12 protein-coding genes are annotated in these 13764 nt (G+C 73.1%); 8 read left to right on the top strand and 4 right to left on the bottom strand.

What is annotated here, in order from left to right; all coding sequences use genetic code 11:
* Positions 1–262: 262 nt before the first annotated feature.
* Entirely contained in the window at positions 263–1612 is a 1350-nt protein-coding gene (locus ABD236_RS33540; RefSeq protein ID WP_344080986.1) for a hypothetical protein, read from the top strand.
* Between the two features lie 12 nt (positions 1613–1624).
* Here ABD236_RS33540 and ABD236_RS33535 read toward each other — a convergent pair whose 3' ends face one another.
* On the bottom strand, positions 1625–2962 hold the full coding sequence (locus tag ABD236_RS33535; protein ID WP_344080983.1) for an ABC transporter substrate-binding protein: 1338 nt from the start codon (positions 2960–2962) through the stop codon (positions 1625–1627).
* A 173-nt stretch (positions 2963–3135) separates the two neighbouring features.
* Here ABD236_RS33535 and ABD236_RS33530 point away from each other — a divergent pair, with 173 nt between their 5' ends.
* On the top strand, positions 3136–3582 hold the full coding sequence (locus tag ABD236_RS33530; protein WP_344081044.1) for an SCO4402 family protein: 447 nt from the start codon (positions 3136–3138) through the stop codon (positions 3580–3582).
* Positions 3583–3640: 58 nt separating this feature from the next.
* Positions 3641–4492, top strand: coding sequence for a formyltetrahydrofolate deformylase (gene purU, locus ABD236_RS33525; protein WP_344080980.1), 852 nt, complete (start codon positions 3641–3643; stop codon positions 4490–4492).
* Between the two features lie 327 nt (positions 4493–4819).
* On the opposite strand, the gene ABD236_RS33520 is transcribed toward purU, so the two are convergent.
* Positions 4820–6202, bottom strand: coding sequence for an NsdA family TPR-like regulatory protein (locus ABD236_RS33520; RefSeq protein WP_344080977.1), 1383 nt, complete (start codon positions 6200–6202; stop codon positions 4820–4822).
* Between the two features lie 331 nt (positions 6203–6533).
* Here ABD236_RS33520 and ABD236_RS33515 point away from each other — a divergent pair, with 331 nt between their 5' ends.
* The 4 genes from ABD236_RS33515 to ABD236_RS33500 all read left to right on the top strand — a co-directional run bounded on the left by ABD236_RS33515 (position 6534) and on the right by ABD236_RS33500 (position 10694).
* The gene (locus ABD236_RS33515; protein WP_344080974.1) at positions 6534–7211 is read left to right on the top strand and encodes a bifunctional DNA primase/polymerase; all 678 of its coding nucleotides are present in this window, start codon (positions 6534–6536) and stop codon (positions 7209–7211) included.
* Positions 7212–7268: 57 nt separating this feature from the next.
* Positions 7269–8111, top strand: a complete 843-nt coding sequence (locus tag ABD236_RS33510) for an ABC transporter ATP-binding protein (protein WP_344080971.1) — start codon at positions 7269–7271, stop codon at positions 8109–8111.
* A complete protein-coding gene (locus ABD236_RS33505) occupies positions 8108–9730 on the top strand; it encodes a transporter (RefSeq protein ID WP_344080968.1) in 1623 nt (540 codons plus the stop codon). Before ABD236_RS33510 ends, ABD236_RS33505 begins: the two co-directional genes overlap by 4 nt.
* Positions 9731–9821: 91 nt before the next feature.
* Complete coding sequence (locus ABD236_RS33500) at positions 9822–10694, top strand: polysaccharide deacetylase family protein (protein ID WP_344080965.1); 873 nt, start codon at positions 9822–9824, stop codon at positions 10692–10694.
* On the opposite strand, the gene ABD236_RS33495 is transcribed toward ABD236_RS33500, so the two are convergent.
* On the bottom strand, positions 10676–11536 hold the full coding sequence (locus ABD236_RS33495) for an alpha/beta fold hydrolase (protein ID WP_344080962.1): 861 nt from the start codon (positions 11534–11536) through the stop codon (positions 10676–10678). The two genes, ABD236_RS33500 and ABD236_RS33495, sit on opposite strands and share 19 nt — an antisense overlap.
* Before the next feature lie 528 nt (positions 11537–12064).
* Entirely contained in the window at positions 12065–12757 is a 693-nt protein-coding gene (locus ABD236_RS33490; RefSeq protein WP_344080960.1) for an iron-dependent transcriptional repressor DtxR, read from the bottom strand.
* A 248-nt stretch (positions 12758–13005) separates the two neighbouring features.
* Between ABD236_RS33490 and ABD236_RS33485 the strand changes: the two genes are divergently transcribed.
* The gene (locus ABD236_RS33485; protein ID WP_344080957.1) at positions 13006–13761 is read left to right on the top strand and encodes an SIS domain-containing protein; all 756 of its coding nucleotides are present in this window, start codon (positions 13006–13008) and stop codon (positions 13759–13761) included.
* Positions 13762–13764 lie beyond the last annotated feature (3 nt).

Genomic DNA, 13764 nt, shown 5'->3' with positions numbered 1-13764 from the left:
CGGACCGTGCTGGGCTGGTCGCGCAGTCTCCCCGCGCCCCCTGACTGCCCAGGGGCGCGGGGAACTGCGCGAGCGACCGGCCACCGGCCCGCAGCCGAGCGAGGTCCCCGGGGCGAAGCCCCCGGCTGCACGCCGCAGGCGCAAGGGGCCCGGGGCGAAGCCCAGGCAGTGAACCCCAGCCCTGCCAGGGGGCGTGGCACCTCCGACACCCGACCCGGTAGCGTGGTTCGACGATTCCGTAGTCCCACGCGTAGGAGTCCCGGTGACGCAGAGCCGACAGGGTGACGAGCCGCAGCTGCCCGCTGTACGGCCCGCACACGAGGGCGTCGTGCTGCCCGCCGACGGATCCGCCCCCTGGCCGCCGCCCGGCGGACAGCCCCCCGCCGCGCAGCCCTGGGGGCAGCCGTGGGGCCCGCCGCAGCAGCAGGCGCCCGCCTGGGGCGGACAGCCGCTGCCCGCCGAGAGCGGCGACGCCACGCAGTACATCGCTCCCGTACCGGCGACGGAGCCCGGCGTCGAGGAGACGCAGTACCTCACCACCGACGACGCGACGCAGTACATCGCGCCGGTGCCGCCGGGCACGTCCGACGCGACCCAGTACATCGCCCCGGTCCCGCCCGGCGCCTCCGACGCCACCCAGTTCATCGCGCCCGTGCCGGCCGCGCCCCCGGGCGCCCTCCCCCCGGAGACCCCCGGCGGCGCCGAGCCCACCCAGTTCCTGCCGCCGGTCCCGGCCGCCCCGCAGGCCGCCGCGCGGCAGGCCCCGCAGGACGCCCCGTACGGCATACGGCCGGGCGCGCCCGAGGAGCGGCAGCCGCCCGCCGAGTTCGACAGCCTGTTCAGGACCGACGGGGGCGGCGGCCAGCCGGTGCCCCGGTTCTCCACGGCCCCGCCCGTGCAGGTCCAGATGCAGACCCCGCAGGCCCCGCCGCCGCAGCACCCGCAGCAGGCCCCGTACGACGACTACGACGACGAGCCGCCGCGCCGCTCCCGGCTCGGCCTGATCGCCGCCGTCGGCGTCGGCCTCGCCGTCGTCGGGCTCGGGGCCGGGTATCTGATCAGCGGCACCGGCAGCGGCGACAAGAAGGACGACAACGCGCCCATCGCCGCGACCACGCCCACCACCGGCGGCGGCGACCAGACGCCCGCCGCCGACCCCGCCAAGGCGCAGGCCGTCGAGCTCGACAAGCTGCTCGCCGACAGCAACAACAGCCGGGACGCCGTCATCGGCGCCGTCGCCGACATCCGCGGCTGCGACAAGCTGGACGCCGCCGCCTCGTCCCTGCGCGACGCCGCCCGCCAGCGCGGCGAGCTGGTCACCCGGCTCCAGAAGGTCGCCGTGGACAAGCTGCCGAACAACGCCAGGCTCACCGCGGAGCTCACCAAGGCGTGGCAGGCGTCCGCGTCCGCCGACAACCACTACGCCGCCTGGGCCGACCAGTCCGGCAAGGACAAGGGCTGCAAGCACGGCCACGCCCGCCGTACGCCCGAGGCCGCCCAGGGCGACCGCGCCAGCGGCGAGGCGACGCTCGCCAAGAAGCAGGCGGCGGGGCTGTGGAACGCCATCGCGGGCAAGTACGGGCTGACCAAGCGGTCCTCCGCCCAGCTCTGAGCGGCGCCCGCGTCAGCCCAGCGCCGACGCGTCCGCCAGCGTCGCGCTCACATCCGTGAAGCCGCGCTGCGCGGCCGTCAGCCGCCCGTCCTTGACCACCTGGAAGGTCACCTGGCGATTGACGATGCGGGGGAAGTCCGGCGAGGCCAGCATGTCCTCGAACTTCCACCGCAGCGTCGGTGTGAGCCCGCCCGTCTCCACGCTGACGCCCTTGTTGAGCGCGCGGACGAGGTCGTGCGCGGCCACGTCGTTCTGGCCGAGCGACTCGACGACCTTGTGCAGCACGGAGTACGCGATCCAGGTCGTCTGGACGCCCGCGTCCGCCGCGTCGATGGTGTCGTCCCGGAACGCCTGCTCCCGGATGACCTGCTTCATCGGCTCCCAGCGCCGGTCGCCGGCCTCCGGGTACCAGCCGGTGATGTACGCGCCCTCGAACGGGCCGTCCGCGCCGCCGGTGCGGTTGACCAGCGGCTGTCCGACCGAGCCGAGCACCGAGGCGATCTGCACCTTCTGGCCGTCGCTCTCGACGCGCCGGAAGGAGTCGAAGAAGGTCTCGGTGCGATCGCCCAGGACGGCGGTCACGCACCCCTTGCGGGCCCGCTCCGCCGCCGCCTTCCTGCCGATCCTCCCGGGCAGTTCGGGATCCGCCCCGGCCCGTACGAGCGCCTCCTGGGCCTGCGGGGTGTAGTCGCCCGCGTCCTCGGTGGTGCGGATGTCGGCGGACGGCTTGCGGTGGCCGGCGGCCAGGCCGGAGTTGAGCAGCAGGGGCAGGATGTCACCGGAGACGGTGTCCGGCCGTACCAGCGAGACCTTCTCGCACCACACCGCGAGCTGCTTTCCGGTGCCGGCCAGCAAAGTGGCCTGGCCGCCGTTGACGGGGTAGGAGAGCGCGCTGGTGAACTCCTCGTCGGAGACGCCGTATCCGCCTATGTACGGGATCCCGGCGGCCTCCAGGGGGGCCATGAAGGCGCGGCCGTACTGGCTGTAGGAGCCGACGACGGCGACCGCGTTCTCCTTGACCGCCCGGCGGGCGCACTCGGCGGCGCCGGTGGCGGTGTTGTGCTCGTTGCAGGTGAGGACCTGGAGCTTGTGCCCGTCGATGCCGCCGTGCGCGTTGACCCAGCGCGCGTACGCCTGTGCCATGGACGGCATTCCGGGCATATTGGTCGCCCGGGTGCTGTCCGGCGCCCAGGTCATGACCGTGACGGACTCCCTGGATCCCCCCGTGGTCCCAGGGAGCACGCCACAGCCGGTCACCAGCGAGGCTCCGACCGCCGTACACGCGGCGACCAGCGCGGTCACCAGCGAGGGGAAGGGGCGGGAGGAGGGGGAGCTGCGCCATCCGGTCATGTCCCTGCACAATTCCGCCTCATGGGTAACGGCAGAGTGAGCACTTCCCAACACTGGGTGACGTGCGGGTGAATTACGGGGTCGCCTGGGGCCCGGGGGAAAGTGAACGTACGATCGAACGCGTGCAGCAAGGTTCAGCCAGCTCTTCCCGTCGCGGCCGTCGCTCCTCCACCATGGGCGGCATGCCGTTGAATGACATGCCGTGGTGGCGCTGGCGCGCGAACGTGCGGTCCGCGCTGCACATGCTCTCCGACGACGTCTTCCAGCAGGAGGTGTGGCTGGCCGGGCGGGAAGGGTACGGCGACATCACCGACGCCGTCTACCGGCTGGTGGAGGACACCTGGCTGGACAACTGGTCCGCCGAGAAGTACGTGGGCACGGTCTTCCGGGACTCCGGCGAGGCCGCGTTGGTGGACGTGGCGGTGCTGCGGGTGCTGCGGATCATGCACCAGGTCGGCGCGGACGCCCCGGTCTCGGCGTTCCTGGCCCACCACGGGTGGCCGGAGGCGGTACGGGCGGCGCGCGAGGCGCACGTACGGCTGGCGGCGAACGACGGGGACGACCCGGACGCGCAGCCGCGCTCCCTCGAGGTCCTGAGCATCCTGACGCGCTCGGCGTGAGGGTCCGCATCCTGAGCGGGGGCGGGGACGGGGCGCCGGTCTGTGACATCCTGCCTGGATGACTGACCAGTACGTCCTCACGCTCTCCTGCCCGGACAAACAGGGCATCGTGCACGCCGTGTCGAGCTATCTCTTCATCACCGGCTGCAATATCGAGGACAGTCAGCAGTTCGGAGACCGCGACACCGGTCTCTTCTTCATGCGCGTGCACTTCTCGGCCGAGGCGCCGGTCACGGTGGACAAGCTGCGGGCCAGCTTCGCGGCCGTGGGCGACTCCTTCCAGATGGACTGGCAGATCCACCGCGCGGACGAGCGGATGCGGATCGTGCTGATGGTGTCGAAGTTCGGGCACTGCCTCAACGACCTGCTCTTCCGCTCGAAGATCGGCGCGCTGCCGGTGGAGATCGCGGCGGTCGTCTCCAACCACACGGACTTCGAGGAGCTGGTGGGCTCGTACGGCATTCCCTTCCGCCACATCCCCGTGACGAAGGAGACGAAGGCGGCGGCGGAGGCGGAGCTGCTGGCGCTGGTACGGGAGGAGGGCGTCGAGCTCGTCGTGCTCGCCCGCTATATGCAGGTCCTCTCCGACGACCTCTGCAAGCAGCTGAGCGGCCGGATCATCAACATCCACCACTCCTTCCTGCCGAGCTTCAAGGGCGCGAAGCCGTACCACCAGGCGCACGCGCGGGGTGTGAAGCTGATCGGTGCGACCGCGCACTACGTCACGGCGGACCTGGACGAGGGCCCGATCATCGAGCAGGAGGTCGAGCGGGTGGGCCACGAGGTCACCCCCGACCAGCTGGTGGCGGTCGGCCGCGACGTGGAGTGCCAGGCGCTGGCGCGGGCGGTGAAGTGGCATGCGGAGCGGAGGATCCTGCTGAACGGCCGCCGCACGGTGGTCTTCGCGTAACCCCATCTGGGGGCCAGCCCCCAGACCCCGCCCACCTGCGACCCGGTGGTGGGCTGGTCGCGCAGTTCCCCGCGCCCCTGTTGTGCCCGGTCTACGTCTGCGGGTGAGTGGCCGGTTGCTCGCGCAGTTCCCCGCGCCCCTAGGGGGTCGGGGCCAGCCGGAGAACCCAGCTCAGCCACAGCCCTTCAGGGGCGCGGGGAACTGCGCGACCAGTTGGGGACGGTCTGCAGACGAACGAACGTCCCGGGGTCCGGGGCGTAGCCCCGGGAGAGCCACCTCCACCCCCACCCACCCCCGGAGGGTTCAGGGAAGGGGCGGGGTGGGGGCTCAGGCCGCCTGCAACTCCAGGCGGGCGCCGAACTCTCGTACCGATGGCTCGTCCGCGTACGGCTCCAGCCGCTGCTGGAGGTCGTCCAGATAGTCCGCCCCCCGGTTCGTACGGAGCGTGGCCAGCAGATCCACCGCCCGCGTCCCCGTGGCACAGGCCAGCTCCACCTCCCGCTGCTGCACCTGCGCCGTGGCCAGCAGGATCAGCCCGATCGCCCGGCGCCGGGCGCGTGTCTCGGGGTGGCCGGCCAGGGACTCCTCCGCGCGCCGCGCCGCCGCCTCGGGCTGCCCCAGATCCCGGTGGCAGTGCGCGAGTTCGTCCGCGAGGTACGCGTGGTCGAAGTGCGCGATCCACGACGGGTCGTCGCCGGAGTCCGAGGACGCCGCCTCCATCGCGGCCAGCGCCCGCCCCGCCACCGTCTGGCACGTACGCGCGTCCCCGAGCAGCGCGTGCCCCCGCGCCTCCGCCGCGAAGAACATCGCCTCCGCGCGCGGCGTCACGCGCCCCCGCGACCCCTCCTGCGCGGCCCGCGCCAGCTGCGCGATCTCGCGCGGGTTGCCGAGCTGGGCGGCGAGGTGGCTCATGGAGGCGGCCAGCACATACCCGCCGTACCCCCGGTCGCCCGCCGCCTGGGCGAGCCGCAGCGCCTGGATGTAGTAGCGCTGGGCGAGCCCGGGCTGGCCGGTGTCGACCGCCATGTAGCCCGCGAGCTCCGTGAGCCGCGCCACCGCCGCGAACAGCTGGCGCCCGACCGTCTCCCGGTACGAGCCGGCCAGCAGCCCGGACACCACGCTGTTGAGGTAGTGCACGACGACCGGACGCACGTGCCCCGACCCGAACCGGTGGTCGAGCTCCACCAGCGCGTCCGTCATCGCCCGCACCGCGTCCACGTCCGCGACCCCGACCCGCTGCCCGGCGTTCCGCGCGACCTGCGCGTCCGCACCGGTGATCAGCCAGTCCCGGCTCGGCTCGACCAGCGCGGAGGCGGCGACCGTGGAGCCGGTCAGGAAGTCGCGGCGGCCCACGTCGCTGCGCCACAGCTCGCAGACCTGCTCGATCGCGCCGAGGACGGTGGGCGAGAACTGGAGCCCCACCCCCGACGCCAGGTTCTTGCCGTTCGCCATGCCGATCTCGTCGATCGTCACGGTCCGCCCGAGCTTGCGCCCCAGCGCCTCCGCGATGATGCCCGGCGCCCGTCCCCTGGGCTGCTGGCCCCGCAGCCAGCGCGCCACGGATGTCTTGTCGTACCGAAGGTCGAGGCCGCGTTCGGCGCCGACCATGTTGACGCGCCGGGCTAGACCCGCGTTGGAGCACCCGGCTTCCTGGATGAGCGCCTGCAGCCGTTCATTGGGCTGGCGGGCGACTAGAGGCCTGGCTGCCATGTGAACCCCCTGATGCGGCAGTTGATCACTCCTGTGATCACTGCCCTGCGAAAAGGCAGAGAATGCGAAGGAAGTGAAGGGAACGCAGAAAAGCGCGCGATGGAGAGAATGCGCCGTTCATCGGATGAGTGACGGTCATGGGTGATGTCGAACGAACGCGCGCATTGTCCTGGTTCCTCTGAGCCCCCCGCTTGTGGTTACCCGCAACGAAGGGCGCGGCCGCACGCGCGCCCCCGTCCATGCACCCATGCGCCCCGGATGCAGGATCGATGCTCCTGCGCCGCCCGCCGCGCGCCCGTAACCCGAGGTGGTGGCGGGAGTTGAGTTCTGCGTGGAAGAGACCATCACAGGCACGGAAGCCGCTCAGATTCCCAAGCAGCGCGGTGACCAGCTCCTCGACAGCGCGGTGCGGTACGCGGAAGAGCGGCACTGGGACGTGTTCCCCGGCACCTGGCTGGAGGCGGCCGAGGGCGTGGAGCACTGCTCGTGCGGCGACGCCGCCTGCCCCTCGCCGGGGGCGCACCCGTCCCGGCCGGACTGGGCGACCCAGGCCACGGGGAGCGCGGTCGCCGCCCGCCGTCTGTGGTCGAAGCAGCCGAAGGCGTCGATCCTGCTGCCCACCGGCCGCACCTTCGACGCGATCGACGTCCCCGAGTCGGCCGGCTTCCTGGCGCTCGCCCGGATGGAGCGCATGGAGCTCACCCTCGGCCCGGTCACCTGCACCCCGGCCCGCCGGATGCTGTTCTTCGTGCTGCCCGGCGCCGGTGCCAAGGTCCCCGACCTGGTGCGCAAGCTGGGCTGGACGGCCGCCTCGATCGACCTGATCACCCGTGGCGAGGGGGACTACGTGGCCGCCCCGCCGACCCGGATCGGCGGCCACGGCGCGGTGCAGTGGGCCCGCCGCCCCACCCCCGCCAACCGCTGGCTGCCCGACGCGGAGGAGCTGATCAGCCCCCTCGCGTACGCCTGCGGACGCGAGGCCGCCGCCGCCCGGGGGCGCCGCTCGTAGGCTGTCCCCGAGGACGTACGGAACAGACGTACGGACGGGGACGAAAGGCGCACCACCATGCCGGACCAGACATTCGACGGCGGCACCGCCGAGGCGGCACCGGATCCCTCGGGCGGGGCCCGGGACCTGCCGCCCGCCGTCCGGGTCAGCGATCTGTGGAAGCGCTTCGGCGACCAGATCGCCGTCGCCGGGATCGATCTGGAGCTTCCGGCGGGCAAGTTCATCGGCCTGGTCGGGCCGAACGGGGCGGGCAAGACCACCACCCTGTCGATGGTCACCGGGCTGCTCCGCCCCGACCGCGGCACCGTCGAGGTCGGCGGCCACGACGTATGGCGCGACCCGGTCGCGGTGAAGTCCCGCATCGGCGTGCTGCCGGAGGGGCTGCGGCTCTTCGAGCGGCTGACCGGCCGCGAACTGCTCGCCTACACCGGCCGGCTGCGCGGGCTGCCCGGCGCCGAGGTCGACAAGCGGGCCACCCAGCTCCTGGACGTCCTCGACCTCGCGGGCTCCCAGCACAAGCTCGTCGTGGACTACTCGACCGGTATGCGCAAGAAGATCGGGCTCGCCGCGGCGCTGCTGCACAACCCCGAAGTGCTCTTCCTGGACGAGCCGTTCGAGGGCGTCGACCCGGTCTCGGCCGCCACGATCCGCCGCGTCCTGGAGCGCTACACCGCCTCCGGCGCGACCGTCGTCTTCTCCAGCCACGTCATGGAGCTGGTGGAGTCGCTGTGCGACTGGGTCGCGGTGATGGCCGCCGGGCGCATCCGCGCGCAGGGCACGCTCGCCGAGGTGCGGGGCAGCGCGAGCTCGCTCCAGAGCGCCTTCCTCGAACTCGTGGGCGCCCATGGCCACGACACCGGCGACACCCTCGACTGGCTCGGCGGCGGTGCGGCCCGATGAGCACCACACACCCGACGCCCGCCGCCCCGGGCGCGCCCTCGCTCACGCCGCTCTTCGTCCGCCTCAAGCTGTCGCTGATCAGGAACGGGCTGCGGCAGTCCGGCGGGCGCCGGGCCGCCTACATCACCTCGGCCGTGCTCGCCCTGCTCTTCGCCGCCCTCCAGCTCCTGGGGCTGCTGGCGCTGCGCGGCGACGCCCACGCGGGCACGGTGGCCGTCCTGGTCGCCGCCGTCCTCGCGCTCGCCTGGACGGTGATGCCGCTGTTCTTCCCCAGCGGCGACGAGACGCTGGACGCGACCCGGCTGGTGATGCTGCCGCTGCGCCCGCGCTCGCTGATCGTGGCGCTGCTCGCGGCCTCCCTGGTCGGCATCGGACCGCTGTTCACGCTCTGTCTGACGCTCGGCGCGGCGCTCGCGGTGGCACACGGCGCCGCCGCGGCCGGGGTCGCGGTGCTCGCCGTACCGCTGACGATCCTGGTGTGCGTGGCGCTGGCGCGGACGGTGGCGACCGCCAACACCCGGCTGCTCACCTCCCGCAAGGGCCGCGACCTCGCCGTCCTCAGCGGCCTGGTGATCGCCATCGGCTTCCAGTTCGTCAACTTCGGGGTGCAGAAGCTCGGTGACTCGGGCGGCCTCTCGGCGCTCGACCCGGCCGGGGACGTGGTGCGCTGGCTGCCGCCCGCCGCCGCGATCGGCGCGGTCGACGCGACGAGCGAGGGCGCGTACGGGCGGGCCGCCGTCCAGCTCCTGATCACCGCCGTGGCCCTGGCCGCCCTGCTGTACGCCTGGCAGCGCTCCCTGGTACGGCTGATGACCAGCCCGGACGGCTCGACGCTGCGGCCCGCCGAGACCGCCCGCAAGCAGGCCGAGCGGCCGGGTCTGGCCGGGCTGCTGCCCGAGGGCCGCACCGGCACCGTGATGCTGCGCACCCTGCGCTACGCCTGGCGCGACCCCAAGACCAAGGCGGCGTGGATCACCTCGCTCGCCCTCGGTCTGATCGTCCCGGTCGTCAACGCCCTCCAGGGCAACGGCACGGTCTACTTCGCCTCGTTCGGCGCGTTCATGCTGGGCGCCCAGATGTACAACCAGTTCGGCCAGGACACCTCGGCGTTCTGGATGGTCGTCCAGACGATCTCCGCGCCCCGGGACGCCTATCTGGAGCTGCGCGCCCGCGCGTTCGCGATCGGGCTGGTGACGGCCCCGTACACGGTGCTGGTCGCGGTGGTCACGGCCGCGCTGGTCGGCAACTGGTCCGCGTTCCCGCAGGCGTTGGGGCTCTCGCTCGCCCTGCTCGGCGCGATGCTGGCGACGGGCGCGGTCGCCTCGGCGACGTTCCCGTACTCGATCCCGCAGGACAGCCGGAAGAACGTGGCGCCGGGCCAGGGCGGCATCGCGTCGCTGGCGATCCTCGGCGGGATGCTCACCAGCGGGCTGCTCTGCGCGCCGCTGATCGCCCTGGCGATCTGGCTGCACGTCTCGGACCGGCAGGGCGCGCTGTGGCTGCTGCTGCCGCTGGGGGCGGTGTACGGGCTGCTCGTCGCGTACGCCGGGCTGCGCGCGGCGGCGCCGCGCACGGCCCGGCGGCTGCCGGAGATCCTCGCGGCGGTCAGCCGGGGCTGAGCCCCCGGCATCCCAGGGCCGTACGGGCGGGCGTCACTCCTGCGGGTGACGCCCGCATGCGCGCCGGACGGAGCATGGGTAGATCTTTTGTGTGACCGCACATCGAGTGACGCTCAGGTCCGTGGCCGCCGGGCTGGCCGCCTCTCTCCTGCTGTTCTGCGTCGGCTGCGCCACCGGCGCCCCGGCCGCCGAGGTGCCCCGGACCGCTCCCGTACACCCGGTGCACGAGGGCGACGAGCACCCGCCGCCGGCCGTCGTGGAGGACGGCCGGGGGCCCCGCGCGCTGCCGTACTCGCCGCTGTGCCGCAGGGTCAAGTGCATCGCGCTGACCTTCGACGACGGCCCCGGCCCGTACACCGCGCAGCTGCTCGACATACTCCGCCGGGAGAACGTGCGGGCGACGTTCTTCCTGGTCGGCAACGAGCCCGTGCACACCCACCCCGACCTCGTGAGGAGGATCGCCCGCGAAGGCCATGTCGTCGGCAACCACACCTGGACGCACCCGGTCCTGACCGGCCTGCCCGAGGCGGAGGTGCGGGACCAGCTCAGCCGCACCCAGACGGTGCTCCAGGAGCTCACCGGCGTCCGGCCCACCCTGATGCGGCCGCCCAAGGGCCTCACCGACGCCCGGGTGACGGGGGTGGCCCGGGAGCTCGGGCTCGCCCAGATCCTGTGGAACGTGACGGCGACGGACTACCACAACACGACCACCGAGCTGGTACGGAAACTGGTCCTTGAGCGGGCCCTGCCGGGCGGTGTGGTGCTGCTGCACGACGTCCTGCCGTGGACCGTGCCCGCCGTGCCGGACATCATCGCCGGGCTGCGCAAGGCGGGCTACACGCTGGTGACGGTCTCCCAGCTGTACGAGAACATGCAGCCCGGCGGCCAGTACCCGACCTGGGCGACGCCCGCGCCCGTCCCCCCGCCGCCCGCGCCCGCCAGGCCTCAGCCCACCGCGTCCTGAAGGAACGGCTCCAGGGCCGCCCGCCAGCCCTCCGGCTGGTCGTAGTGGACGAGGTGACCGGCGTCGGCCACCTCCGCGTACTTCCCGCGGGGGAGCACGCGGACCATCTCCTGGGCCTCGGCGCGGCCGAGCTCGCCGTCGAGGCCGCGGACCACCAGCGCCGGGCAGCGGACCTGGGCCAGCTCCTCCCAGTGCGCGTCGAACACCCAGGTCGCCCGGGACCTGAGCATCTGGCGGCGGGAGAAGACCGGGCGCCAGCCGTCGGCCCGCTCGGCCATCACCTCGGCGAAGAACTCGCCGCGCGCGGGGCTCGGCCGCTCGACCCAGGGGTCGTCCTCGCCGAACCACTTCCGTACGTCGGCGAGCGTGGCGAACGGGACCGGCCAGGACTTGAACCAGTCCTCCCACTCGCGCTGGGAGGCCGCGCCCAGCGCCGAGGCGCGCATGTCGCAGATCACCAGGGCGCGCACCAGGTCGGGGCGGCGGGCGGCGAGCTGCCAGGCGGTGAGGGCGCCCATGGAGTGGCCGATGAGGACGGCCGGGGTCAGGTCCAGCTGCTCGATGGCCGCCTCGGCGTCCGCCACATAGGCCTCGCGGGTGAAGGGCCCCTCGGCGGGCTTGTCGCTGCGGCCGTGGCCGCGCTGGTCGAGGGCGACCGCGCGGTGCTTCTCGGCGAGCCAGCGGGCGGTGGGGGCCCAGTGGGAGGCGCGGCCCATCAGTCCGTGGAGCAGTAACACCCCCGGCGCCGGGGCGCCCTCCCGGCGGGCCTTGGGCGGGTCCGCGAACTCCCAGGCAGCGAGGCGTACGCCATCGGATCCCGTCACGTCGCTGCGTCGCACCATGTGTCCTGGCACCCCCTTCAGCCCCCGAAGCACTGAGGTCAGTTCACGGCAGGGTATCGAACCTCTATTCGAAAACTCGCGTCTCTCGCGCAACACCCCTCGTTCGAGTGACCGGACTCAAGGATTGACGGGCCGCCCCGAGGGGAGATCTTCTGCGGGAGGCGGGCGGCCACGGTGGGACCGACCGGCCGGCCCGAGGGAGCTGACCCCGAGAGCTCGGGGCTCCGGGTCAGCACCGGGGAGGGCAGGCCCCGGCGCCGCAGGGCGTCGGGGCCCTCTGCGGTTCCACGGGGCACGGCTCCCGGCACGGTCCCCACCCTCCCCTCCCGGGCCCCTCGCTCCCGGGCCCTTCAGGTCATATGCCTCACCCGACAGCGTGGCACGCGAACCGCGCTCCCGCTGCCGATCCGACCGGAATCAAGGGGCGGCTGGGGCGGTCGGCCCACCCACTCAACTCCCTTGCGCCCCAAAGGAAACGGGGCGGCGCCGCGCACCCGCGCGACACCGCCCCGCCCCACCTGCCGCGCCCTACCGCTTGGCCACGAAGACGTGGGAGGCCACGTCCGCGCCGAGCTCGGCGGCCTCACCGCTGCTGCCCACCAGGACGCCGCCCGGGGACCGCGTCACGCTGACCACCGCGCCGGGCTGCACGCCCGCGCGACGCAGCGTGTACATCAGCTGGGCGTCCGTCTGGATCGGCTCGCCGATCCGGCGCACGACCACGGTCATGCCGTCCTCGGTCGCCTCCAGCTCGTTGAGGCTGATGATGCCGTCCTCCAGGAAGGCGTCGGCCTCGGCCTTCTCGCCCAGCTCCTCCAGGCCCGGGATCGGGTTCCCGTACGGAGACTCGGTGGGGTGGCGCAGCAGCTCGAGCACGCGCCGCTCCACCGCCTCGCTCATCACGTGCTCCCAGCGACAGGCCTCGGCGTGCACCTGCTCCCACTCCAGGCCGATCACGTCGACGAGCAGGCACTCGGCGAGCCGGTGCTTGCGCATGACGCGGGTGGCCAGGCGGCGGCCCTCGTCGGTGAGCTCCAGATGCCGGTCGCCCGCGACCTGGACCAGGCCGTCGCGCTCCATGCGGGCGACCGTCTGGCTCACGGTCGGCCCGCTCTGGTCGAGTCGCTCCGCGATCCGGGCGCGCATGGGGACCACACCCTCTTCCTCGAGTTCGAGGATGGTGCGGAGATACATCTCCGTCGTGTCGATCAGTCCGGACATACGTGCCCCTCGATGCTGTGAATGTTAAAAGCACTCGTGCGCTGGCCCTGGCTCAATTCTGACGCATGCCACTGACAACCGTGCCCCGGCCGGGGGCGGCCCGTGGTCCGGCCCGGGCGACGGGCGGGGGATCCGCCACGACCGGGCGTATTGACAGGGCAATGGTCCAGACCGCAACGTGTGCGGCGGCGCGGACATTCCCTCCCCCGAGCATTCCCCCGAGAACTCCCTTGGAAAGGGCCCAGGCGATGAGCGAGAGCAAACTGGCCGGTCAGTTCTTCGAAGCCGCCATCGGACTGCTCCAGCGGGTACGGGACGAGGAGGCCGCGAACGTCGCCGCCGCCGGCACCGCGATCGCGGACACCGTGGCGGCGGGCGGCCGGCTGTTCGCCTTCGGCGCCGGGCACTCCTCGCTGGCCGCCCAGGACGTGGTCTACCGGGCCGGCGGCCTCGCCCTGATGAACCTCCTCGCGGTGCCGGGCACGGTCGGGGTGGACGTGACGCCCGCGACGCTGGGCTCCGCGCTGGAGCGGGTGGACGGCCTGGCGGGCGCGGTCCTGGACTCCAGCCCCGCCCGCCCCGGCGACGTCCTCGTGATCGTCTCCCTGTCCGGGCGCAACTCGCTGCCGGTCGAGATGGCGATGAACGCGCGGGCGCTGGGCCTGAAGGTGATCGGCGTGACGTCGCTGGCGTACACCGAGAGCACGAAGTCGCGGCACGTCTCAGGCACGTTCCTGCGCGACCACTGCGACATCGTCCTCGACAGCAAGATCGCGGTCGGCGACGCGGAACTCACCCACGAGGCGGTCCCGGCCCCCTTCGCGCCCGCCTCCACGGTGGTCACGAGCGCGCTGATGCAGGCGATGATGGCCGCCGCCGCGGAGTCCCTGGCGGAGCGCGGCATCGAGCCGCCGCTGCTGCGGTCGGGGAACGTGGACGGGGGGCACGAGTGGAACGGGCGGGTGCTGGCGGAGTACGGGGACCGAATCTTCTTCCGGCACTAGCAG

It is taken from the genome of Streptomyces crystallinus (assembly GCF_039521265.1).
GTDB classification, from domain to species: Bacteria; Actinomycetota; Actinomycetes; order Streptomycetales; family Streptomycetaceae; genus Streptomyces; species Streptomyces crystallinus.
The sequence above is the reverse complement of the archived record's forward strand: the minus strand, read 5'-3'. Positions and strand labels throughout refer to the sequence as shown.

Excerpts from the sequence above, each read along its gene's own strand:
- ABD236_RS33520 (WP_344080977.1), bottom strand. The coding sequence starts at position 6,202 with ATGGCAGCCAGGCCTCTAGTCGCCCGCCAGCCCAATGAACGGCTGCAG.
- purU (WP_344080980.1), top strand. The coding sequence starts at position 3,641 with ATGACTGACCAGTACGTCCTCACGCTCTCCTGCCCGGACAAACAGGGC.
- ABD236_RS33505 (WP_344080968.1), top strand. The coding sequence starts at position 8,108 with ATGAGCACCACACACCCGACGCCCGCCGCCCCGGGCGCGCCCTCGCTC.
- ABD236_RS33495 (WP_344080962.1), bottom strand. The coding sequence starts at position 11,536 with ATGGTGCGACGCAGCGACGTGACGGGATCCGATGGCGTACGCCTCGCT.
- ABD236_RS33530 (WP_344081044.1), top strand. The coding sequence starts at position 3,136 with ATGGGCGGCATGCCGTTGAATGACATGCCGTGGTGGCGCTGGCGCGCG.
- ABD236_RS33485 (WP_344080957.1), top strand. The coding sequence starts at position 13,006 with ATGAGCGAGAGCAAACTGGCCGGTCAGTTCTTCGAAGCCGCCATCGGA.
- ABD236_RS33510 (WP_344080971.1), top strand. The coding sequence starts at position 7,269 with ATGCCGGACCAGACATTCGACGGCGGCACCGCCGAGGCGGCACCGGAT.
- ABD236_RS33490 (WP_344080960.1), bottom strand. The coding sequence starts at position 12,757 with ATGTCCGGACTGATCGACACGACGGAGATGTATCTCCGCACCATCCTC.
- ABD236_RS33535 (WP_344080983.1), bottom strand. The coding sequence starts at position 2,962 with ATGACCGGATGGCGCAGCTCCCCCTCCTCCCGCCCCTTCCCCTCGCTG.